This window comes from Bacillus sp. FSL P4-0248 (assembly GCF_038593305.1).
Classification (GTDB): Bacteria; Bacillota; Bacilli; order Bacillales; family Bacillaceae; genus Bacillus; species Bacillus safensis.
On record NZ_CP151983.1, the window covers coordinates 675871 to 698327 of the forward strand.

Here is a 22457-nt window from a genome sequence, read left to right on the forward strand (position 1 = left end):
TTATGATCATGACCACGAGTACGCATCATTTTTGGAGGTGAACCTGCATGTCAAGAATTTCAATAGAAGAAGTCAAGCACGTTGCCCATTTAGCAAGGCTTGCGATTACAGAAGAAGAAGCTGAGATGTTTACAGAACAGCTTGATAGCATCATTTCATTTGCAGAGCAGTTAAACGAGGTAGATACGGAAAACGTTGAACCTACTACACACGTATTAAAAATGAAAAACGTCATGAGAGAAGATGTTCCGAATAAAGGTCTTTCCATTGAGGCAGTCGTCAAAAACGCGCCTGATCATAAAGACGGTTATATTCGTGTGCCATCAATTTTGGACTAAAGGAGGCCCGAGACATGTCACTGTTTGATCACAAAATTTCTGAATTAAAAGAGCTTTTACATAAAAAGGAACTGTCTGTTTCTGATTTAGTGGACGAGTCTTATAAACGAATCAATGAAGTAGACGGGAAAGTACAAGCATTCCTTGCACTGGACGAAGAAAAAGCACGTGCGTATGCAAAGGAATTGGACGAGGCGGTTGGTGAAAAGGACGAGCTTGGTCTATTGTTCGGTATGCCGATCGGTGTGAAAGATAACATTGTTACAAAGGATTTGCGTACAACAGCTTCAAGTAAAATCCTGCAAAACTTTGATCCGATTTATGATGCAACCGTTGTGAACCGCTTAAGAGACGCAGAAGCAGTCACAATCGGTAAATTAAATATGGACGAATTCGCAATGGGATCTTCTACGGAGAACTCAGGCTACAAAGCGACGAAAAACCCATGGAATTTAAACACCGTTCCAGGCGGATCAAGCGGTGGATCAGCAGCTTCTGTTGCAGCAGGTGAAGTACCGTTCTCACTTGGTTCAGATACTGGCGGTTCTATTCGTCAGCCGGCATCTTTCTGCGGGGTTGTCGGTCTTAAGCCGACATATGGCCGTGTATCCAGATACGGATTAATCGCATTTGCTTCATCATTAGACCAAATTGGTCCGATTACACGTAATGTAGAGGATAACGCATATGTTCTTCAAGCAATTGCAGGTGTCGATCAAATGGACGCAACAAGCGCAAATGTCGATGTCCCAGATTTTCTTTCTTCATTAACTGGCGACATCAAAGGCTTGAAAATTGCTGTGCCGAAAGAATACCTTGGCGAAGGTGTTGGCGAGGAAGCAAAAGAATCTGTTCTTCAAGCGTTAAAAGTATTAGAAGGACTTGGTGCTTCGTGGGAAGAAGTGTCTCTTCCGCATTCTAAATACGCGCTTGCGACTTACTACTTACTGTCTTCTTCAGAAGCATCTGCAAACCTTGCACGTTTTGACGGCATCCGCTATGGCTACCGTACAGATAATGCAGACAACCTGATTGATTTATACAAAAATACTCGTTCTGAAGGCTTCGGAGACGAAGTGAAGCGCCGCATCATGCTTGGTACATTCGCGCTAAGCTCAGGATATTACGATGCGTACTATAAAAAAGCGCAAAAAGTCCGTACATTGATCAAAAAAGACTTTGAAGATGTTTTCGAAAAGTATGATGTCATTGTAGGACCAACAACGCCGACTCCTGCATTTAACATTGGTGAAAAGACAAGCGACCCGCTAACCATGTATGCAAACGATATTTTAACGATCCCTGTTAACCTTGCAGGCGTTCCAGGAATCAGTGTGCCTTGTGGGTTTGCAAATGGCCTTCCGTTAGGACTGCAAATCATCGGCAAGCACTTTGACGAAGGAACAGTGTACCGCGTGGCTCACGCTTTTGAGCAAGCAACAGATCATCATAAAGCAAAACCTGAACTGTAAGGGGTGAATCAGAATGAACTTTGAAACGGTAATTGGACTTGAAGTCCACGTAGAGCTAAAAACACAATCGAAAATTTTCTCAAGCTCGCCGACACCTTTTGGTGCAGCTGCCAACACGCAAACAAGTGTCATCGACCTTGGTTATCCTGGCGTACTGCCTGTACTGAACAAAGAAGCGGTGAACTTTGCGATGAAAGCGGCCATGGCGCTGAACTGTGAAATCGCAACAGATACAAAATTTGACCGTAAAAACTACTTCTATCCTGATAACCCAAAGGCGTATCAAATTTCTCAGTTTGATAAACCGATCGGTGAAAACGGCTGGATTGAAATTGAAGTAGAAGGCAAAACAAAACGAATCGGTATTACGCGTCTCCATTTGGAAGAGGATGCTGGGAAACTGACGCACACAGGCGACGGTTACTCACTCGTCGATTTCAACCGTCAAGGCACACCGCTTGTTGAAATCGTATCTGAGCCAGACATTCGCACGCCAGAAGAAGCGTATGCTTACTTAGAAAAATTAAAATCCATTATTCAATATACAGGCGTTTCTGACTGTAAGATGGAAGAAGGCTCACTTCGCTGTGATGCCAATATTTCTCTTCGCCCAATCGGCCGTGAAGAGTTTGGTACAAAGACAGAGCTCAAAAACTTGAACTCATTCGCTTTCGTACAAAAAGGCCTTGAATTCGAAGAAAAGCGTCAAGAGCAAGTATTGCTTTCTGGCGGCTTGATCGAACAGGAAACCCGCCGTTATGACGAAGCGTCTAAAAAGACGATCCTGATGCGTGTCAAAGAGGGATCTGATGATTACCGCTACTTCCCAGAACCGGATTTGGTGGAACTGTACATTGATGACGAGTGGAAAGAACGTGTAAGAGCATCGATCCCAGAGCTTCCAGACGAGCGCCGCAAACGCTATATCGATGAGCTTGGACTCCCTGCATACGATGCAATGGTACTCACGCTGACGAAAGAAATGTCTGATTTCTTTGAAGCGACCATTTCAGAAGGTGCAGAAGCGAAGCAAGCATCGAACTGGCTCATGGGTGAAGTATCTGCTTACTTAAACTCTGCTCAAAAAGAGCTGGACGATACAAAGCTAACGCCGCAAGGACTTGCTGGCATGATCAAGCTTATTGAAAAAGGAACAATTTCCTCTAAGATTGCGAAAAAGGTATTCAAAGAGCTCATTGAAAATGGAGGAGATGCAGAAACAATCGTCAAAGAAAAAGGACTTGTCCAAATTTCTGACGAAGGTGCACTGCTCAAACTTGTCACAGAAGCACTTGATAACAACCCGCAATCCATTGAAGACTTTAAAAATGGTAAAGACCGCGCGATTGGTTTCTTAGTCGGACAAATCATGAAAGCATCGAAGGGCCAAGCTAACCCGCCGATGGTGAACAAGATTCTCCTTGAAGAAATCAAAAAACGCTAAATCGCAAAAAACCGCCTGATGAAACAGGCGGTTTTTTTGCTTGAAATGACAGGGTCTTAACATAGATTCAGACCACCGCCGTATATCAATTTAGAGAATCTTTTCTTATAATGAAGCATAAGCGAAAGTGCACATTCGAAGGGGGAAAGGTGAGCTAAATCGAAAAACAGAACGTCATGTTACTGAAGAAACAGCTTCAATTGCTCCACTGCTCTTAGAACAGCAGGCTCCTCACACTTTTCTAAATTTGTCAGCATTCCTTGGATGACTGGCTTACGAGGCTCAGCTTTTGCCAGCTCTTCTTCAATCACTTCAATGGATACAACGGTATCATCTGAAAGCAGATGCTCAAGCTTTAACAAGCGAAGCTCCTCTTGAAGGGAAACAGCACTCGGCGCTTCATCATCCCAAATGCTTTGCTTCAAAATCGGCTTCGTCTGAGAACGAAGCAAGCCGTGAACCAGATCATCAAACCGTTCGAGTATAAAGGATGAGAGCTCATCAAATGATAATTTCATTTGATCCTGTAAAAGCAGAACCTGCACATAGGATTGGATAATTCCTTGAATCATGACTGACAGGTCAGTTATATATGGTTCGATTTCCTGTCCATAAGTGGTCAAGATGGAAATTTGAATTTCATCGTTCATTTGCTTTTTCACAGTTTTTGAATACTTTTTAATCTGCTGGTTTTCCGGAATAATGTTCTCGCTGAGGATCAGAATGATAAAATCCTTGTTCTCAGCAAAATGCTGAAACTGTTCAGCGATTTGTTTCTGAAAGATCTCTCTCGGCGCGAGATGCTGATTCTCTTTTCGAATCATTTCGATAGTTTGCATCGAAGTGTCGATATAATATTCAAACGCTCGGTTGAAAAGCTGTTCTTTTGATTTGAAATGTAAATAAAATGCGCCTTTTGATATTCCGCATTCATCTGCAATTTCCTGAATGGTCGTAGAAGAAAAACCCTTTTTCGCAAACAATTGGATGCTTGCTTTAATGATTTTTTCTTTTTTTTCGTTCATGAAATAAGGCCCCTTCAGCTTTAGAATGTTACGTCAAACGCAAGTGAAATGGTTGACGGCATTGTATATCACCGTTTATTATGATATAGAATGACCAGTCAGTCAATACATAAAGGAAAATGGAGGATATAATGAATTCGATCATCAATTTTGTATTAAAGAATAAGTTCGCTGTATGGCTCATGACGATTATCGTAACAGTTGCTGGTCTATATGCCGGATTGAATATGAAACAAGAATCAATCCCTAATATCAACACGCCAGTCATTACGGTTTCTACAACGTACCCTGGCGCAACGCCGGACGAAGTATCAGATAAGGTGACAGATCCAATTGAAAAATCGATTCAAAACCTCAATGGGGTCAGCGTGGTCACTTCTAATTCATTTGAAAATGCATCATCCATTCAAATCGAGTACGATTACAACAAAGACATGGATGAAGCAAAAAAGGAAATTGAAGATGCGATTAGCAATATCGATTTCCCTGAAAATGCAGAAAAACCTAAAATCGCACGCTTTAGTATTAATGCGATTCCAATCCTAGCTCTTAGTGTCTCTGGTGATAAAGAATCATTACAAGACCTTACACAAAAAGTAGAAAATGATCTCGTTCCTTCACTTCAAGGATTAGACGGTGTCTCTTCTGTCGAAACTTCAGGACAGCAAATCAAAGAAGTAGAATTTTCGTTTAAACAAAAGAAATTGAAAGAATACGGTCTAGATGAAGATACCGTCCAAAACATGATCAAAGGCTCTGATGTGAATGTACCATTAGGTCTATACACATTTGGCAACAAACAAAAATCAGTTGTCGTGGACGGCAATATTTTAAGCGTCAAAGATTTGAAAAACATGCGTATTCCAGTCACACCAAGTGCAGGCGGCGGTGCGGGAAGCGCTGGAGCTGGAGCACCTTCTAACGGCTCAGAAAACCCAGGTGCGCAAGGTGCGGAGCAGCAGGCTGGAAGTGCAAGTCAGCAGCAAGCAGGTGGAGGTGCAGCAAGCAGTCAATCTGTAGAGCTGCCGACGATCAAGCTATCTGAGATAGCAGATATTAAAGTCGTAAAAGATGCAGAATCGATCTCTAGAACGAACGGAAAAGACAGTATCGGTCTGCAAATTGTTAAAGGTTCTGATGCCAACACAGTGAGTGTAGCAGAAGAAGTGACAAAAGAGCTTGAGAAATTTAAAAAAGACAACAAAGGCATCAAAGTAAGTACCACATATGATCAAGCAGGACCGATTAAAGAGTCTGTCAGCACAATGCTGAACAAGGCGATCATCGGAGCAATCTTTGCGATCATTATCATTATGTTGTTCCTTCGAGATATCAAATCAACATTAATTTCGGTCATTTCCATTCCGTTATCTCTGTTGATTGCTGTTTTATTATTAAATCAGCTGGATATTACATTAAATATCATGACACTTGGTGCCATGACTGTCGCCATTGGGCGTGTTGTCGATGACTCGATAGTGGTCATAGAAAACATCTATCGACGAATGGCATTAAAGGATGAACCATTAAAAGGCAAGGCACTCGTCAGAGAAGCCACAAAAGAAATGTTTATCCCGATTATGTCTTCGACCATTGTGACTATTGCAGTATTCTTACCGTTAGCATTAGTAGGTGGAATGATTGGTGAACTATTCATCCCATTTGCCCTAACGATTGTGTTTGCGTTACTTGCTTCACTGCTTGTCGCCATTACAATTGTTCCAATGATGGCACACAGTCTATTTAAAAAGAATCTCTACGGCACAGCGAAAAAAGTAAAAGAACATAAACCAAGCAAACTTGCTGGCGGTTATAGACGTGTACTTAATTGGACACTCAACCATAAATGGATCACATCAGGAATTGCCATTCTTATGCTTGTCGGAAGCTTATTCTTAGCACCACTTGTCGGTGTCAGCTTCTTACCACAGGAAGCAGAGAAAACGGCCATGGTGACATACACGCCAGAGCCTGGACAAACGAGAGAGCAAGCAATTGATGAAACGAAAAAAGCTGAAGATTATTTGATGAAACGTGATCATGTCAATACAGTTCAGTATTCACTAGGCTCTTCAAATGCCATGACAGCAAGTGTTGGCGGTAACTCTAACGGTGCATTATTCTTCGTACAATATGATGATGACACGCCAAACTTTGATAAAGAAAAAGATCGCGTGGTCAAAGCTCTGCAAGATAAAGCATCTAAAGGGGAATGGAAATCACAAGACTTCTCATCTGCTGGTGCAAGCAATACGGTGACGTACTATGTGTACGGGGATAAAGCAAGTGATATTGAAGGCACAGTAAAAGATGTTGAGAACATCTTAAAAGATGAGAAAAACCTGAAAAATGTCAGCACAAGCTTATCTGAGAAATACGACGAATATACGTTTAATGCAGATCAAGAAAAACTAGCGAAACTAGGTCTAACTGCTTCACAAATCGCTCAAGCGATTGCACCTCAAAATAGTGAAACAACACTGACGAAAGTCACAGAGGACGGCAAAGAACTTGATGTGAAGCTTCAAACGGAAAAAGATGAATATAAGAGCAAAAAAGATTTAGAAAATAAAAAGATCACCACACCAACAGGGCAAGAAGTCCGTATTGGTGATGTCGTCAAAGTAAAAGATGGTACGACAGCAAATACGGTGACAAAACGTGATGGGAAAATCTACGCAGAAGTGTCTGGTGACATGACAACAGACGACGTCTCAAGTGTAACGCAGGATGTTCAGAAGAAAGTCGACAAGCTTGATCTAAAATCTGGCGTAACGATTGACACAGGCGGCGTAAGTGCGGATATTGAGGAATCCTTTACACAGCTTGGCCTTGCAATGCTTGCAGCGATTGCCATTGTGTATCTCGTTCTCGTCATCACATTTGGCGGAGGACTTGCACCATTTGCGATTCTCTTCTCACTGCCATTTACGATTATTGGCGCACTGCTTGGATTGTTTATAGCAAAAGAAACCATCAGCTTAAATGCCATGATTGGATTGCTCATGCTGATCGGTATCGTTGTAACAAATGCCATTGTCTTGATTGACCGCGTGATTCATAAAGAAAAAGAAGGTCTCTCAACAAGAGAAGCATTACTTGAAGCTGGAACAACAAGATTACGCCCGATCTTAATGACGGCACTTGCGACGATCGGTGCACTGCTGCCACTCGCATTAGGATTTGAAGGCGGAAGCCAGATCGTATCAAAAGGACTTGGCGTAACCGTAATTGGCGGTTTAACAAGTTCTACACTTCTCACATTGGTCATCGTCCCAATCGTGTATGAAATGTTAAGCAAGTTTAGACGTAAGAAAAAGTACGCAGAAGAAGAATAAGAGGAAGCCCCGCTCATTGGCGGGGCTTTCAGCGTGTAAACAAACCCTCGCATTCTTTGTCAGGACTGCGTGCCGGTGCTCACGAATATTAAATTCGCTCCGCTTCGGTACTCGTCCTTCCTAGACTGCAAAGGTTTTCTATCACGCTGAAAAGAAGACAAAGGGCTAAAATAAAGATCATTTCAGCCCTTTGTCAATTATTTGAAAGCCCCGTGTATTGGCGGGGCTTTTTTTATTTTGAAATCTGACAAACAGCTTTTCTCATAAGCTCTTCAAATGCGTGGAAAAAGGCATCACGATCGACATGGTCAATCACTTGAATTGATTTTCCATCTGGATGCTCTTCGGTGCGTCCTTGCTTTGGCGTCTCGGTATAAACGATCGCATTAACTTCTTTCGAACGGGTAAATGATGTAGATGCAAGAGTAATCGTTGTCAGCACATCCCATAAGTAATACGTCGAGTTCGTTTCATGATGAATGAGCGGCGGGCAAAAGGCGTAGCACTGACCGATAAAATCTATTCCAATATGAGAACGAAGAGAAGCCCAGCGCTGACGTACATCAAGTGTAAGCGGGACTTGATTTGTACTTTCAAGTGCGACCATTTCAATAGGGAAAGGTTCCTGAAAGACAGTGCTCACAGCATAAGGGTCCCAAAATGCATTCCATTCTGCTGTCCCGTCATGCTCGGGTTCTTCAACATTGCCTTTTTCAAGGAACGTGCCGCCCATCCACACCAATTTCTCAATTTTATTAGAGATCGAAGGATCTTCTTCTAAAGCGCGTGCAAGATCTGTGAGCGGACCAGTAAAGAGCAGGGTGACAGGTTCTTTTGCCTTCTTAACCGTTTCAATCAGATGAAGGTGTGCTGGCAGCTTGGACACTTTTGTATCAACAGTGCCTTTTTCATTTAAAATTGGCAGAGCATCTACATAAAAAGCATGCATCCGCCACTCCTTCGGAAACGGATTGACGCCTCTAGAAGTTGAAGCAGCAACTTCAATTTCATAAGGGCTGAATCGATCAATGATTTTTTGAGATGCACTGAGAGCAGGCTCTAAATAACAATCAGCAGGAATCACAGACATTCCGATGACTTTCAGATGTTCCATTTGAAGGAGAAGAAATAAAGAGACGAGGTCATCAACACCGCCGTCATGATTAAAATAGACAGGCTTTTTCATCGCATATCATCCTTTACAGCGTTTTCTTTTATCTTATCAGAATGCTTTCTTGCTGCGGGAAATGTGGTAGGAGATTTCACATATTAGGTGGTTGTTTTGTTGCCATTTTTAAATCTCATAGTATAATTAAAGGTTGTTAGTGGTGAAAATAGATTGCATAATGAATATAGGATGATGATGAATGAAACGTGCTCGAATTATATACAATCCGACATCTGGGCGTGAACTCTTCAAGAAGAATTTACCGCAGGTTTTGCAAAAATTTGAACAAGCTGGCTATGAAACTTCTTGTCATGCGACGACATGTGCAGGAGATGCCACGCAAGCAGCAGAAAAAGCCGCACAGAGAGATTTTGATTTAATTGTAGCAGCAGGTGGAGACGGCACGATCAATGAAGTCGTCAACGGACTAGCACCGCTTGAAAAAAGACCAAAACTAGGAATTATTCCAGTTGGAACAACAAATGACTTCGCAAGAGCACTTGGAATTCCACGAGAAGGTGTTTTGAAAGCGACAGATGCCATTATTGAGGGTGTAGCGAAACCGCTTGATATCGGTAAAGTCAATGGCCATTATTTTATTAATATTGCTGGCGGCGGCCGGTTAACAGAGCTCACCTATGAGGTGCCTAGTAAACTGAAGACCATGCTTGGACAGCTTGCTTATTATTTAAAAGGCATGGAGATGCTTCCTTCTATCCGCCCGACAGAAGTCGAAATTGAATATGACGGCAAATTGTTTCATGGAGAAATCATGCTGTTTCTTGTTTCACTCACAAACTCAGTAGGCGGCTTTGAAAAACTAGCGCCAGATTCCATTTTAGATGATGGGATGTTTGACCTGATCATTCTAAAGAAGGTCAATCTAGCAGAAGCCATTCGAGTGGTCAGCCTTGCACTCAGAGGCGAGCATATTCATGATAACAATGTCATCTACGCAAAAGCGAATCGCGTGAAGGTAGATGTAAAAGATAAAATGCAATTGAATTTAGATGGTGAATACGGCGGCATGCTGCCAGGTGAATTTGAAAACCTGTATCGCCATATTGAATTTATTGTGCCAAAAGCAACAGCTGAAAAAATAGGGTGAAGACTGAACTTGGTTCCTGATGGCGGCCAAGTTTTTCTTTGCAAATGAGGTGATAAAATTGGTGAAAATGAAACCGCCTGTTGAAAAGAATGAATACTACAATGTAACCTTCGAAGACTTAACGCATGAAGGTGCAGGTGTAGCAAAAATTGAAGGATTCCCTGTCTTTGTACCGAATGCCCTTCCTGACGAACAAGGGAAAATCAAAGTCACACGAGTCAAAAAAGGATTTGCTTTTGGACGACTCATGGAGCTGACAAAGGAAAGTCAGCACAGGCAAGATGCGCCATGTCCTATTTACAAGCAGTGCGGCGGCTGTCAAATTCAGCATATGAGCTATGAAGGCCAGCTGCTTTTTAAACAGAAACAAGTAAAGGACGTTTTAGAGCGGATCGGCAAGCTTGATATGAGCCGTGTAAAAGTTCATCCTGTACTCGGCATGGATGACCCTTGGAATTACCGAAACAAAGCACAAGTTCCAATTGGCGAACGCGAAGGCGGACTTGTTGCAGGATTTTATCAGCAGCGTACCCATGAAATCATTGATATGGAAAAATGTTTGATTCAGCAGTCAGAAAACGACGAAGTGGTACAGGCAGTAAAAGACATATGCAATGCGTTTGGCATCAAAGCATATAACGAAGAGCGGCACAAAGGCTGGCTGCGTCATGTGATGGTTCGCTACGGTATTGCAACAGGTGAAATGATGGTTGTGTTTGTGACTAGAACGGCTGATTTCCCGCAAAAGCAGCAGGTGATTGAGCAGATTATAGCACGCTTCCCACATGTTCGGTCAATTGTACAAAACGTGAATTCAAAGAAAACAAATGTCATTTTCGGAGACGAAACAACCGTTTTATGGGGGGAAGAATATATTTATGACACGATTGGCGACATCAAATTTGCCATTTCGGCCCGCTCATTTTATCAAGTGAACCCAGCTCAAACAAAGGTGCTTTACGACAAAGCGCTTGAATATGCAGAGCTGCAAGGCGAAGAAACCGTGATTGATGCATACTGCGGAATCGGGACGATCTCTTTATTTCTCGCAAAAAAGGCAGGCAGAGTATATGGGGTTGAAATTGTCCCAGAAGCGATTGAAGATGCAAAACGCAACGCTGCCTTAAACGGAATCAACAACGTCGAATTTGCAGTCGGCGAAGCAGAAACGGTCATCCCAAACTGGTACAAAGAAGGTATCAAAGCAGACACACTAGTTGTCGATCCGCCTAGAAAAGGCTGTGACGAAGCACTGCTTGACACCATTTTAAAGATGAAACCAAACCGTGTTGTTTATGTTTCCTGTAACCCAGGGACGCTTGCCCGTGATTTGTGTATTCTTGAAGATGGCGGGTATGTGACAGAGGAAGTGCAGCCTGTGGATATGTTTCCGCATACCAACCATGTAGAATGTGTAGCAAGTCTTGTGATTAATCAGTAATGTATTGTGACATCCCGATTCTGTGAAAAACATCGATATCGGGATGTTTTTATTTTTGTATGTTCAATCGGCCTAAAAAATGATATTTGGAAGTGGAATTAATATTTTCGCCGCGCAATTCATCACCAAAAGTCCTTTTTTGCAATTTTGCCCGGTTCATATTAAAGTATATAATGATAAAAATTGCTGAAAGACTTTATAGATGGACATGCCCTTAAGGCACTATGTCATGAGAGGAATTGGATGAAAGATGAGTAAAAATTTCTGGCGTGATTTACCGCGGCCATTTTTTATATTAGCACCAATGGAAGAAGTGACAGATGTTGTGTTTCGTCATGTTGTGAGTGAGGCGGCGAGACCGGATGTGTTTTTTACAGAGTTTACGAACAGTGAGAGTTATTGCCACCCTGATGGTATTCAAAGTGTGAAGGGGCGTTTAACCTTTACAGAGGATGAGCAGCCGATTGTTGCTCATATTTGGGGAGACAAGCCTGAGAACTTTAGACAGATGAGCATTGGAATGGCGGAGTTAGGATTTCAGGGGCTTGATATTAATATGGGCTGTCCTGTCCCAAATGTTACGCAAAACGGGAAGGGCAGCGGCTTGATTCTTCGCCCAGACGTTGCCGCAGAGCTGATTCAAGCGGCAAAAGCTGGGGGATTACCTGTCAGCGTCAAAACAAGACTTGGTTTTACTGAAGTCGATGAATGGCGCGGGTGGCTTAGACACATTTTGGAGCAAGACATTGTGAATTTATCGATCCACCTTCGCACAAGAAAGGAAATGAGCCAGGTGGATGCGCATTGGGAGCTCATTCCTGAAATTAAAAAACTTCGTGATGAAGTAGCACCTGATACGCTTTTGACAATCAATGGTGATATTCCTGATCGTCAAACAGGCTTAAAGCTCGCTGAGCAGTATGGAGTAGACGGCGTGATGATTGGACGAGGGATTTTCCATAACCCATTTGCTTTTGAAAAAGAGCCGAAGGAACATACAAGTGATGAACTGCTCGGTCTTTTAAGATTACATCTTGATCTCCATGATCAATACTCATCACTAGGTTTGCGTCCATTCAAGGCACTGCACCGCTTCTTTAAGATTTATGTGAAAGGATTCAGGGGAGCGAGTTTCTTGAGAAATCAATTAATGAACACATCATCAACAGGTGAAGTGCGTGCAATGCTGGATGAATTTGAAGCGAGAAATCAAGAACAATCATGACCAACAAGAGGAGGGGGAACCCTTCTCTTTTTTTATAAATAGGACTATTAAACTAGTTATTATAAATGGTAAAATGAGATAGAAATAACAATTGGAGGTATTTTGTTTGAAACCATTTTGGGATAGAGAAAGCGAAGAAACATTTAAGAAAATCAATGAGAAAGGCATTGCAAAAGCGGAAAAGAAGCTAGGCGTCATCCTGCCGGATACATATAAGCAACTGATTCTCGAACAAAATGGCGGGTATACATTGCATAATGCTTTTCCAACAGATCAGCCGAATGGATGGGCAGAGGATCATGTGTCATTTGATCATTTAAGAGGAATTGCCAAAGATGAAGGTATTATGGATAGTGATTATTTAATAGAAGAATGGGAATTGCCTGAGGGACTTGTGCTCATTTGTGGGGATGGTCATACGTGGATTGCATTGGATTATAGAGAAACAAAGGAGCAGCCGCCGATTCACTACTTTGATCTAGAAGATGAGACGGATTTCAAATTAGCGGATTCGTTTGATGAACTGATTGCTGGGCATTATACTGCTGAATAACATGAAAAGGAAAAGGCAGCCGCGAGTAGATATATTTCATTAAAACCGTTGTTATACAGTATTTTTTGAGAGAGACAAAAGAGTCTCTCTTTTTTTGCGAAGCAATATGGATTCTCTCTCCAAAACTGTACCAGTTATGTTTAAGTCCTATTATTCAATTGGTTCACTTTCCACTCACTAAATTTCCTGACGATAATATCTGCCACAATGTAAAATGGCAGAAAGCTGGAGTTGTCCACTTTGTTATATAAGGGAAACGGGGTGCTGCTTACATAGATGTTAAACATGGCATTTTGTGCAAGGAGATTATTCCTTAAAGTGGTCATGCTGATAAATTTGATATGTCTTGTTTTCACCAATTGAATGATTTCATCTAAATTCTTCGATTCACCTGATAAGGAAATGATAAATAAAAGGTCATCCTCACCAAATTCAATGATTCCATCTGTTAAGTCCCGCTTGCTTCGTAATACTTGAGATTTCTTATGCAGTGACCATAGCTGCCGCTGTACATCATTGGCCAAATCGAGCTGTGCTGTTCCTGTCCCATAAATATAAATATACGGTGCACGATCAATCAGTACATTTAATTGATGAAAGTCCAGCTGCTCCATATATTTTCTTGTCTGCTGGATATCTTGATCGAGCAGCTTCATTAAATCTTGTGTTGTCTCTTCAGTGAAAGCATTTAATTTCACATAAGACTTTAAGTCACTGTAGCCGTCGAACCCTATTTTCTTAGCAAGCCGATGGATGGATGAGATGGAAGTATGAGCATAACGGGCAAGGTCTTGAATTTTCATTGTCTTCATTTCTTCAAGATGATCATGGATTGTTTTAATAATGTGCAAGTCATTCTTATTTAAGTCTTCGAAGTATTCATTTACCAGCTTGTCGAGTATCATGCGATGTGCCCTCCAACATGAAAATATTTTCTTCCTGTGAAAATATAATCTAATGTTACAACTTGATTTCTAAATACGTCAAACCTATTGGTTTTTGTAAGCGCTCCCTTTACAGTGGTGTTATGGATCAAGCAAAGGGGTTATGCTTATGAATGCAATCAAGCGGTTTGGCAGTGCTATGGTAGTTCCTGTACTTTTATTCGCGTTTTTTGGTATTGTTGTCGGCCTCGCGACTTTATGTAAGAATCCGGCGATTATGGGGGAAATGGCTGGAGAAGGTACGATGTGGTATAAGGTTTGGTCACTGATTGAAAGCGGAGGATGGACGATTTTCAATCATATGGAATTAGCCTTTGTGATTGGATTGCCCATCTCACTTGCAAAAAAAGCGCAAGCACGTGCGACGCTCGCAGCTTTGATGATTTATCTTGTATTTAACAATTATATTCATGCTATTTTGACACTTTGGCCGTCTACTTTTGGCGTTGATTTATCGCAAGGTGCCGAAAACGTAGCGGGAGTAAAAGAAATAGCGGGTATACCTACGCTGGATACAAGTATCATTGGTGCGGTGATGATATCTGGAATCGTCATTTGGATCCATAATCGTTTTTATGATCAAAAGCTGCCTGAAATGCTTGGAATTTTCCAGGGGCTTGTATTTGTTGTCATCATCGGATTCTTTGTGATGATTCCTATTGCTTTTATCGTTGCTTTTGTATGGCCCTATGTTCAGCAGGGGATTCAATCTCTTCAAGGGTTTATGGCACAGTCTGGTTATATTGGTGTCTGGCTGTTTCATTTCTTGGAAAGGGTGTTAATTCCAACAGGACTTCACCATTTTATTTATACACCTTTTGAGTTTGGTCCAGCGGCTGTAAATGGGGGGTTAAAACCATATTGGATTGCTCACTTAAATGAATTTGCGTCCTCCACTTCCGATTTGAAGGATCTTTATCCATACGGATTTTTATTGCATGGGAATATTAAGATGTTCGGCTGTTTAGGGATAGCTTTAGCCATGTATTTTTCTACACCGAAAGAAAACAGAAAAAAGGTTTTGGCATTGGTATTACCGGCCACATTAACAGCCATATTTGCCGGAATTACAGAACCGCTTGAATTTACATTCCTATTTCTCGCGCCTTATTTATTTGTGATACATGCACTTCTTGGTGCGACCATGGTGACAATTATGAATATGTTTGGTGTTGTTGGAATGATGGGTTCCGGGCTTATTGAAATAGCTGCATTGAACTGGATTCCGCTCTCTTCAAATCATGGAGGGACTTATCTGATCCAAGCGATGATTGGACTTCTCTTTACAGCAGTGTATTTTGTCATCTTTAGATGGATGATTGTGAAATTTGATATTCCATTACCAGGACGAAAACACGAGGAGGAGACGAGGCTATATACAAAACAAGATTATGAGAATGCTCATAAAAAAGGTCATGACCAAAAAGAAGGCCCCGTTTATGCGTCTGAGTATGAAGAGAAAGCCGTTTATTTCTTAGAAGGCCTTGGCGGTAAAGAAAACATTAAAGATGTGACAAACTGTGCCACGCGTCTGCGTATTACAGTGATTGACCCTAGCTTGGTGAAAGATAGGGACTACTTTACAAAAAATAAACGGGCACACGGCATGGCGAAAAGTGGTCAAAGCATTCAAATCATTGTTGGCTTAAGTGTACCGCAAGTAAGAGAGTCCTTTGAGACAAAACTTTCATTAGATTGAAAAAGGAGCTGGATATGATGAAAAAATTTAATATTACCATCGCTGGAGGCGGAAGTACATTTACACCGGGAATCATTTTGATGCTGTTAGACTATCTAGAGGAGTTCCCAATTCATACAATTAAACTCTATGATAATGATGAAGCTAGACAAAAGACGATTGCAGATGCATGTGAGATTATGTTAAAAGAACGAGCAGCAGAAGTACGATTACTGGCAAGCACGGACCCAGAAGAAGCCTTTACTCAAGTCGATTTTGTGATGGCACATATTCGTGTCGGCAAATATGCAATGCGTGAATTAGATGAGAAAATTCCATTGAAGCATGGAGTCGTCGGACAGGAAACATGCGGCCCAGGCGGAATAGCTTACGGAATGCGGTCCATTCCAGGTGTATTAGAACTTGTCGATTATATGGAAAAATACTCACCTGAAGCTTGGATGTTAAACTATTCGAACCCTGCAGCGATAGTAGCAGAGGCAACACGTAAGCTAAGGCCGAATGCCAAGATTTTAAACATATGTGATATGCCAATTGGTATCGAAGAATTAATTGCAAAAAATTTAGGCTTATCTTCGCGGAAAGAACTAGAAGTCGATTACTATGGTTTAAATCATTTTGGCTGGTGGACAGATATTCGAGATAAAGCTGGAAATAGCTTAATGCCTGAGGTAATTAAGCATGTAAGCCAGCATGGTTATGCAACAGATGGAACATCTGAGCTAGAACAGCAGAAGAGCTGGAACAGCACATTAAAAAAGGCCAAAGATATTCAAGCACTTGATCCAAAAACGGTACCGAATACGTATTTGAAATACTATCTATTTCCAGATGAAGAAGTGGCACATTCAAATATTGAGTTCACGCGTGCCAATGAAGTGATGGAGGGGCGGGAAGCTTTTGTTTTTAGTGAATGTCAGGCCATCATTGATAAAGGAACTGCAAAGGAAACAAAGCTGACCATTGATGAGCACGCTTCTTATATTGTTGATTTGGCACGAGCCATTGCTTTTAATAAAAAGGAACGGATGCTGATGATCGTAGAGAACAATGGCGCCATTAGGAACTTTGATCCAACAGCCATGGTCGAAATTCCTTGTATCGTTGGCAGCAGCGGTCCAGAAAAATTAGTAGTTGGAGAGATTCCTAGATTCCAAAAAAGTCTCATGGAGCAGCAAGTGGGCGTAGAAAAATTAGTAGTAGAAGCATTTGAAGAAGGGTCCTATCAAAAACTATGGCAGGCCATCACATTATCGAAAACGGTGCCAAGTGCTAAAGTAGCAAAAGATATTTTAGACGACTTAATTGTGGCAAATCAAGCATTTTGGCCAGAGTTAACATAACACGAGAATAAGCAATATGGGCGTGACAGCGCTCATATTGCTTATTTGTTTTTTCAACCGATGTTTTGTAATGGAGACAAAAAGCCCCCTTACCAAAAGGGGGCCGCCATTCCTTACTCTGCGCTCTCCTCAACCTCACGGCTATCCTCTGTTTCACCAATATAAATAGGGCCGTTTGCGTGGTCGATTCGGATTGGCCATTCGTATGGGATTTGAAGTCGTCTAGCAATGGCTCTCCAGAACTTTGTGGAATCCAATTCGAATTCTTGGAAGTCTTTTAATAAGTCTTTGTAAGACGAGCCATCAAATTGAATGAACATATCTTGAAGGCGCATGAACGCGACGTGTCTCACTTCAAGTGCTGCTGCGGCTTCCATTTCTTCTTCTGTTGCTTCTCCGATGATTGTACCTGCCGGCGGAAGCATGTCGTATACGTTAAATTCCTCTTCTTCTTCGTGTGCTGCATTGTGCTGCTGATCTGACATTTTTCTTCACTCCTTCTCGTTCTCAATCAAAACTTTATTTCGTGCTTACTTCTATTATCGGAAGGAAATGTGAAATGTGGAATGAAAAGTGGAGCAGATTCACAACTCTTGCTTTTTTCTCTTGAATCATCTATGATCAATTACAGATATAAAAGGTCTATAATAGATAGAAAGGAGTTTCCTCATGAAATATTCTAAAGCAACCAACTATGCGCTGCATACGATGGTGTTTTTAACTCTTGCGCCAAAGGGTAAAGCGATTGGCGTTGAGCCTCTTGCTAAGATGCAAGACCTTTCACCAACCTATCTATCCAAAATTTTAACAAAGCTTGTGAAGGCGGGACTGATTGAATCAACACCTGGTGCAAAGGGAGGATACACCCTTATCAAACGAAAGGAAGACATTTCGTTTTTAGATGTCATTCAGGCTGTAGAAGGGCAAACGAATTTATTTCGCTGCTCTTTAGAGCATGACTCCTTCATGCCTCATGATGGCTGTTTGATTGAACAAGTTATGCAGGATGTTGAAACGAAAATGCAGGAGACATTAAGTCAAAAACGGTTAATTGATATTGCGAACCAACTTGAGCAAACAGAAAAAAATCCATTTTTCAACGTGTGATTTTTTTGAACTGATTATAGATATTAAGAGTCTTTAAAGTCTTTGATAAAAGGGAGAGATTGATATGTTATTAGATTGTGCCATTATCGGAGGCGGGCCAGCCGGATTAAGTGCAGCACTTGTTGTAGGAAGAGGCAGAAAGCAGGTCGTTGTATTTGATGATGAGCTGCCAAGAAATCGAGTGACGCAGGAATCACATGGATTTATTACAAATGATGGAATGACACCGTTTGAAATCAGACAAGCGGGAGAGGCAGACCTTCAAAAATACCCTCATATCCAAATCAACCGATGTAGAATTGTTGATATACAAAAGCAAGAGGAAAACTTTACGTTACTAACACACGAGGGGGATGCATTCGAAGCGAAAAAAATCATTTTGGCAACTGGATTGCAGGATATACTGCCAGAGATCGAAGGAATTCATGATGTGTACGGAAAAACATTGTTTAGTTGTCCTTTCTGTGATGGATGGGAATTAAAGGAGAAAGCACTTGCCCTCATTGCAGAGAATCAGCGAGCCTTGCACATGGCTAAACTTCTTTCCAATTGGACAAAGGATTTGATCGTGTTTACGAATGGGCACATGTTAGCTGAAGAAGACAAGACGCTTCTGACGGCACATTCTATTCAAGTCATTGATGTGCCAATTGTGTCGATTGATCATGACAATGGGCAGCTGCGCTCTCTACAGCTTGCGAATGGGGAGATAGTGAATAGGGAAGGCGGTTTTGTCGCAAGTGAATTCAAGCAGTCAGCCCCATTTGCCGAAAAGCTTGGCTGTCAAATGACGAAGAATGCGGGTATTGAAACAGATATTCTTGGACGTACAACCGTCAGTGGTGTCTTTGCATGTGGTGATAATTTAGGCGGTCCTGCTCAGTTAGTTCTCGCAGCAGCAGCTGGAAGCCAGGCAGGAATGGGCGTCATTCATGAACTTGTGCAAGAAGAGTTTCAAGAAAAAACATCTCTATGAAAAGAGATGTTCAGCGGAGAGCGGTTTTTCGTTTTGCTAAGACGTGAGCTGTCCATTCAAAAAGTGCATAGATGACAAAGAAGATCAGGATCCAGCTGCTGACATCGACCCATACATTGGTGATCTGAATGATGTTCGCTTGATCAAGTCCAGCCTGTATCCACATGGTGATCAGTGCTGTAAGGAACACTTGTAAAAACCATTTTGATGTTTTCAATTGGCCACACCTCCATCTCTTTCTATCATATAAGAAATGACAGTTCATTTCCAATTGTTTTCCTATATGTTTCAACGGTAAAATGAAAAATAAAACGAGTGAAAGGAAAGCAAATGAGTGATCAAACAAATATGTTTCTAAAAAGTCATTTTCCTCATCTTATCCTCACGCCGCCGCTTTTTTATGAGTGGCCTATTGGGCTTCGGTTTGAATTGGCAGATTGGTCATTAGGAAAAGAATCGATTGTATTAGAAAAAGCGGGGGATCGTGCTTTAGAGATTGTGAAATATGCTTTTGATCCAGAAGACGAGATGCTGCTTGTAACGGATGTGTATACAGAACATGAACATGAATTAACGAAGCGTCAGCTCTTGGTTTATCAAAAATATGTCAATCGGAAAATGCGTTACCGATTGCGTCATGAGCTTTTGACCTATGTACGTCCAGAAATAGAAGATTCACTGACAATAGAGAGATTTACACTCAAATGCCAGCTGCAAGACATTCGATTGCGTCCGCTTCTCCATGCGATCTGCCAGGAAGACTTCTATGCACCGAATCAAATCTTGAAGGGGAAGCATGGTTATGAAATTTACCTAATGAATCTCTCGAAAAAAATGATTTTTCACTTATATGATGATCGAGGCTGTGATCTCATTGCGGCAGATCCAGAGCGTTTAAGACCAGTCTATGAAGGCTTACAGCACTGGCTATTAGACTATGATCGCCCTCAGATGGACCGCGTGTTTGCAGCGAAATAAGAAAAACCGCACTTTCGACAAGTGCGGCTTCTTTTTATGCTTCTACTTTATTGAAGAACTGCGGCAAATATTCTTTGTGTGCTTCTAGCATTTCATCTAGGATGCTTTTTGCAATGGCATCTGATGGGACAAGCGGGTTGATGGTCATTGCGACAAGAGCTGTGTTGTAATCGCCTGTCACGGCTGCTTCAGCAGCTACGCGTTCAAAGGATTTAATTTGAGAAATGAGTCCTTTGACAGCGACTGGCATTTCACCAACAGCAATTGGTTTAGGACCGTCTTTTGTGATAACACAGTTGAGTTCAACCGCAGAATCATTTGGAATGTCACTAATAGCCCCATTATTAATGGTGTTTACAGGCTGAATGTCATGCTTGTCGTTATAAATGGATGCAATTAAGTTACAAGCGGCATCACTGTAGTAGGCACCGCCTCGTTTTTCAAGCTGTGGCGGCTTGATGTCGAGATCAGGGTCTTTGTAAAGCTCGAACAAATCATTTTCTAATGCGCGAACGACCTCAGCACGAGTTCCTTCATTTGCTGCTGCTTTCTTTTCCTCAGCCAGCATATCACTTGTTTTGTAGTAGTAGCGGTGATACGGACAAGGAATGACGCCAAGCCCTTTTAAGAAATCAGCATCCCACGGAATCGCTTGAATGTTGTTCATCGACATGCTGGAGTTTGGATCAGCCATGTCTTCGATGACTTGATCCATGATGCTCTTGCCGTCTAAGAATACATTGAGTCCAAAGACCATATGGTTTAATCCAGCAAAGCTGACTTCGACTCTGCTTGCGTCGACACCAAGCCCTTTGGCGATTCCCATGCGAATGCCGATCGGCACGTTACATAAACCAACGACTTTGCGATGGTTTGAATAACGAAGAACGGCTTCAGTAACCATACCAGCTGGATTTGTGAAATTCACAAGCCATGCATTCGGGCAAAGCTCTTCAATATCTTTGACAATATCAAGAATGACAGGAATGGTGCGAAGTCCTTTGAATAGACCTCCTGGACCATTTGTTTCTTGACCAATGACATCATATTTTAAAGGAATGCGTTCATCCTTCATACGTGCTTCAAGAAGTCCGACACGGAATTGTGTTGTGACAAAATCAGCATCTACAAGTGCTTTCCTGCGATCTAATGTTAAATGAACCTCGATTGGAAGCCCTGCTTTTTTGACCATGCGTTTTGCAAGATTTCCGACGATCTCAAGCTTTTCTTTTCCCGCTTCAATATCAACGAGCCAAAGTTCGCTAATCGGAAATTCATCGTATCGTTTAATAAATCCTTCTACAAGCTCTGGTGTATAGCTTGATCCTCCGCCAATTGTGACAACCTTTAATCCTTTTGCCATGCTCTGCACCTCCGAATAATGTAACGCGCAATGTTATAATAGAGAAAAGTCTTTTTTATTGTGTACATCAATAGCTTATCGTGAGAGCATCGCGTGCGTAAATGACTTCAGCGTCTTTAGGCAAGGGTGCCCTATTTAGAGATTTGTTACATAAAAGAAACACATTGTGACATGTTGTTGGAGAAAGGGGAAGTCAGATGTTTTCAAGTGAGGTCATTTCCAGCTTTAATGAACTAGAAAGCGCTTTATACCGATATATCATGGAAAACAGTGAAAAGGTCGTGTACATGAGAATTCGAGACCTTGCAGATGCTGCACATATTTCCACCTCGTCTGTCCTTCGCTTTTGCCGAAAAGTAAATTGTGATGGCTTTTCAGAGTTTAAAGTGAAGCTCAAAATGTATTTAGAATCAGAGCAGACACCTTCTTTAAAAAGCACACAGCACTTTCTATATGAATTTATTGAACGAACATTAAAGGGAGACTTTGAGGGGAAAATTAAGGAGGCAGCGAAGCTCATTGCTGAGGCAAAAAATGTGCTGTTTATTGGGACTGGCAGTTCTGGCATTTTGGCGCAGTATGGGGCGAGGTACTTTTCAAGTCTTGAGAAATTTTCATTTTACATCAACGATCCGTTTTTCCCGATGAATATGCAGTATTTAGACAATAGTGTCACCATTGTGCTGTCTGTATCAGGGGAGAACAGTATTACGATTGATCATATTTCGAAGTTAAAAAGAGAAGGCAGCACAATCATTAGTATTACGAATAACCAGCACTGCACGATTTCGCGCATTTCAGATTTAAATATTGCCTACTACGTCACAGATGAACGGGTCCACAGAGCCAATATCACCACACAGACGCCAGTTGTGTATATTTTAGAAGCCATGGCCCGTGACATGTTTGCGATGTTAAAAGAAAAGTAAAAGAGC

At 41.7% G+C, this 22457-nt stretch carries 19 protein-coding genes and 1 pseudogene; 14 read left to right on the top strand and 6 right to left on the bottom strand.

Going from position 1 to position 22457, the window contains the following annotated elements:
* Positions 1 to 47 precede the first annotated feature (47 nt).
* The 3 genes from gatC to gatB are packed head-to-tail and all read left to right on the top strand — an operon-like array spanning position 48 to position 3254.
* On the top strand, positions 48 to 338 hold the full coding sequence (gene gatC, locus NST65_RS03365; RefSeq protein WP_024424549.1) for an Asp-tRNA(Asn)/Glu-tRNA(Gln) amidotransferase subunit GatC: 291 nt from the start codon (positions 48 to 50) through the stop codon (positions 336 to 338).
* A gap of 14 nt (positions 339 to 352) precedes the next feature.
* The gene (gene gatA, locus NST65_RS03370; protein WP_024424550.1) at positions 353 to 1810 is read left to right on the top strand and encodes an Asp-tRNA(Asn)/Glu-tRNA(Gln) amidotransferase subunit GatA; all 1458 of its coding nucleotides are present in this window, start codon (positions 353 to 355) and stop codon (positions 1808 to 1810) included.
* A 13-nt stretch (positions 1811 to 1823) separates the two neighbouring features.
* Entirely contained in the window at positions 1824 to 3254 is a 1431-nt protein-coding gene (gene gatB, locus NST65_RS03375) for an Asp-tRNA(Asn)/Glu-tRNA(Gln) amidotransferase subunit GatB (RefSeq protein WP_024424551.1), read from the top strand.
* 179 nt (positions 3255 to 3433) lie between these two features.
* On the opposite strand, the gene NST65_RS03380 is transcribed toward gatB, so the two are convergent.
* Entirely contained in the window at positions 3434 to 4279 is an 846-nt protein-coding gene (locus NST65_RS03380; protein ID WP_065215092.1) for a TetR/AcrR family transcriptional regulator, read from the bottom strand.
* Positions 4280 to 4410: 131 nt separating this feature from the next.
* On the opposite strand from NST65_RS03380, the gene NST65_RS03385 reads away from it, so the two are divergent.
* On the top strand, positions 4411 to 7617 hold the full coding sequence (locus tag NST65_RS03385) for an efflux RND transporter permease subunit (RefSeq protein WP_111927657.1): 3207 nt from the start codon (positions 4411 to 4413) through the stop codon (positions 7615 to 7617).
* Between the two features lie 232 nt (positions 7618 to 7849).
* Here the strand turns inward: NST65_RS03385 and NST65_RS03390 are convergent, their stop codons facing one another.
* Positions 7850 to 8803 (bottom strand): nucleoside hydrolase, encoded by a 954-nt coding sequence (locus NST65_RS03390; RefSeq protein WP_061110519.1) that lies wholly within the window; start codon positions 8801 to 8803, stop codon positions 7850 to 7852.
* A 181-nt stretch (positions 8804 to 8984) separates the two neighbouring features.
* Between NST65_RS03390 and NST65_RS03395 the strand changes: the two genes are divergently transcribed.
* The 4 genes and pseudogenes from NST65_RS03395 to NST65_RS03410 all read left to right on the top strand — a co-directional run.
* Positions 8985 to 9893, top strand: a complete 909-nt coding sequence (locus NST65_RS03395; protein WP_024424554.1) for a diacylglycerol kinase — start codon at positions 8985 to 8987, stop codon at positions 9891 to 9893.
* Between the two features lie 61 nt (positions 9894 to 9954).
* Positions 9955 to 11334, top strand: coding sequence for a 23S rRNA (uracil(1939)-C(5))-methyltransferase RlmD (rlmD, locus tag NST65_RS03400; protein WP_111927680.1), 1380 nt, complete (start codon positions 9955 to 9957; stop codon positions 11332 to 11334).
* A gap of 250 nt (positions 11335 to 11584) precedes the next feature.
* Entirely contained in the window at positions 11585 to 12559 is a 975-nt protein-coding gene (locus tag NST65_RS03405; RefSeq protein ID WP_111927656.1) for a tRNA-dihydrouridine synthase, read from the top strand.
* Positions 12560 to 12665: 106 nt separating this feature from the next.
* Positions 12666 to 13109 (top strand): annotated as a pseudogene (locus NST65_RS03410) (SMI1/KNR4 family protein); the annotation flags it as partial.
* Between the two features lie 143 nt (positions 13110 to 13252).
* Here the strand turns inward: NST65_RS03410 and NST65_RS03415 are convergent.
* Positions 13253 to 14017, bottom strand: coding sequence for a MurR/RpiR family transcriptional regulator (locus NST65_RS03415; RefSeq protein ID WP_111927655.1), 765 nt, complete (start codon positions 14015 to 14017; stop codon positions 13253 to 13255).
* Between the two features lie 148 nt (positions 14018 to 14165).
* Between NST65_RS03415 and NST65_RS03420 the strand changes: the two genes are divergently transcribed.
* Positions 14166 to 15755, top strand: a complete 1590-nt coding sequence (locus NST65_RS03420) for an alpha-glucoside-specific PTS transporter subunit IIBC (protein ID WP_335370548.1) — start codon at positions 14166 to 14168, stop codon at positions 15753 to 15755.
* 17 nt (positions 15756 to 15772) lie between these two features.
* A complete protein-coding gene (locus tag NST65_RS03425; protein WP_111927653.1) occupies positions 15773 to 17098 on the top strand; it encodes a 6-phospho-alpha-glucosidase in 1326 nt (441 codons plus the stop codon).
* Between the two features lie 113 nt (positions 17099 to 17211).
* Here the strand turns inward: NST65_RS03425 and NST65_RS03430 are convergent, their stop codons facing one another.
* Positions 17212 to 17583 (bottom strand): hypothetical protein, encoded by a 372-nt coding sequence (locus NST65_RS03430; protein WP_046314086.1) that lies wholly within the window; start codon positions 17581 to 17583, stop codon positions 17212 to 17214.
* 184 nt (positions 17584 to 17767) lie between these two features.
* On the opposite strand from NST65_RS03430, the gene NST65_RS03435 reads away from it, so the two are divergent.
* Both NST65_RS03435 and NST65_RS03440 read left to right on the top strand, forming a co-directional pair.
* Positions 17768 to 18205 (top strand): Rrf2 family transcriptional regulator, encoded by a 438-nt coding sequence (locus tag NST65_RS03435; RefSeq protein WP_034282786.1) that lies wholly within the window; start codon positions 17768 to 17770, stop codon positions 18203 to 18205.
* 64 nt (positions 18206 to 18269) lie between these two features.
* A complete protein-coding gene (locus NST65_RS03440) occupies positions 18270 to 19181 on the top strand; it encodes an NAD(P)/FAD-dependent oxidoreductase (protein WP_111927652.1) in 912 nt (303 codons plus the stop codon).
* A 10-nt stretch (positions 19182 to 19191) separates the two neighbouring features.
* Here the strand turns inward: NST65_RS03440 and NST65_RS03445 are convergent, their stop codons facing one another.
* Complete coding sequence (locus NST65_RS03445) at positions 19192 to 19398, bottom strand: hypothetical protein (protein ID WP_070326795.1); 207 nt, start codon at positions 19396 to 19398, stop codon at positions 19192 to 19194.
* 113 nt (positions 19399 to 19511) lie between these two features.
* On the opposite strand from NST65_RS03445, the gene NST65_RS03450 reads away from it, so the two are divergent.
* The gene (locus tag NST65_RS03450; RefSeq protein ID WP_070326794.1) at positions 19512 to 20159 is read left to right on the top strand and encodes a DUF3885 domain-containing protein; all 648 of its coding nucleotides are present in this window, start codon (positions 19512 to 19514) and stop codon (positions 20157 to 20159) included.
* 34 nt (positions 20160 to 20193) lie between these two features.
* Here NST65_RS03450 and NST65_RS03455 read toward each other — a convergent pair whose 3' ends face one another.
* Entirely contained in the window at positions 20194 to 21522 is a 1329-nt protein-coding gene (locus NST65_RS03455) for a 6-phospho-beta-glucosidase (protein WP_024424565.1), read from the bottom strand.
* A gap of 197 nt (positions 21523 to 21719) precedes the next feature.
* Here NST65_RS03455 and NST65_RS03460 point away from each other — a divergent pair, with 197 nt between their 5' ends.
* Positions 21720 to 22451 (top strand): MurR/RpiR family transcriptional regulator, encoded by a 732-nt coding sequence (locus NST65_RS03460; protein WP_034282778.1) that lies wholly within the window; start codon positions 21720 to 21722, stop codon positions 22449 to 22451.
* The last annotated feature ends 6 nt before the right edge of the window (positions 22452 to 22457 follow it).

Bases quoted from the DNA above. Each gene is read 5' to 3' on its own strand.
- NST65_RS03455 (WP_024424565.1), bottom strand. From the start codon at position 21,522: ATGGCAAAAGGATTAAAGGTTGTCACAATTGGCGGAGGATCAAGCTAT.
- NST65_RS03460 (WP_034282778.1), top strand. From the start codon at position 21,720: ATGTTTTCAAGTGAGGTCATTTCCAGCTTTAATGAACTAGAAAGCGCT.
- gatA (WP_024424550.1), top strand. From the start codon at position 353: ATGTCACTGTTTGATCACAAAATTTCTGAATTAAAAGAGCTTTTACAT.
- NST65_RS03440 (WP_111927652.1), top strand. From the start codon at position 18,270: ATGTTATTAGATTGTGCCATTATCGGAGGCGGGCCAGCCGGATTAAGT.
- NST65_RS03415 (WP_111927655.1), bottom strand. From the start codon at position 14,017: ATGATACTCGACAAGCTGGTAAATGAATACTTCGAAGACTTAAATAAG.
- NST65_RS03450 (WP_070326794.1), top strand. From the start codon at position 19,512: ATGAGTGATCAAACAAATATGTTTCTAAAAAGTCATTTTCCTCATCTT.
- NST65_RS03380 (WP_065215092.1), bottom strand. From the start codon at position 4,279: ATGAACGAAAAAAAAGAAAAAATCATTAAAGCAAGCATCCAATTGTTT.
- NST65_RS03385 (WP_111927657.1), top strand. From the start codon at position 4,411: ATGAATTCGATCATCAATTTTGTATTAAAGAATAAGTTCGCTGTATGG.
- NST65_RS03420 (WP_335370548.1), top strand. From the start codon at position 14,166: ATGAATGCAATCAAGCGGTTTGGCAGTGCTATGGTAGTTCCTGTACTT.
- NST65_RS03430 (WP_046314086.1), bottom strand. From the start codon at position 17,583: ATGTCAGATCAGCAGCACAATGCAGCACACGAAGAAGAAGAGGAATTT.
- NST65_RS03405 (WP_111927656.1), top strand. From the start codon at position 11,585: ATGAGTAAAAATTTCTGGCGTGATTTACCGCGGCCATTTTTTATATTA.
- NST65_RS03390 (WP_061110519.1), bottom strand. From the start codon at position 8,803: ATGAAAAAGCCTGTCTATTTTAATCATGACGGCGGTGTTGATGACCTC.
- NST65_RS03435 (WP_034282786.1), top strand. From the start codon at position 17,768: ATGAAATATTCTAAAGCAACCAACTATGCGCTGCATACGATGGTGTTT.
- gatC (WP_024424549.1), top strand. From the start codon at position 48: ATGTCAAGAATTTCAATAGAAGAAGTCAAGCACGTTGCCCATTTAGCA.
- NST65_RS03425 (WP_111927653.1), top strand. From the start codon at position 15,773: ATGAAAAAATTTAATATTACCATCGCTGGAGGCGGAAGTACATTTACA.
- NST65_RS03395 (WP_024424554.1), top strand. From the start codon at position 8,985: ATGAAACGTGCTCGAATTATATACAATCCGACATCTGGGCGTGAACTC.
- gatB (WP_024424551.1), top strand. From the start codon at position 1,824: ATGAACTTTGAAACGGTAATTGGACTTGAAGTCCACGTAGAGCTAAAA.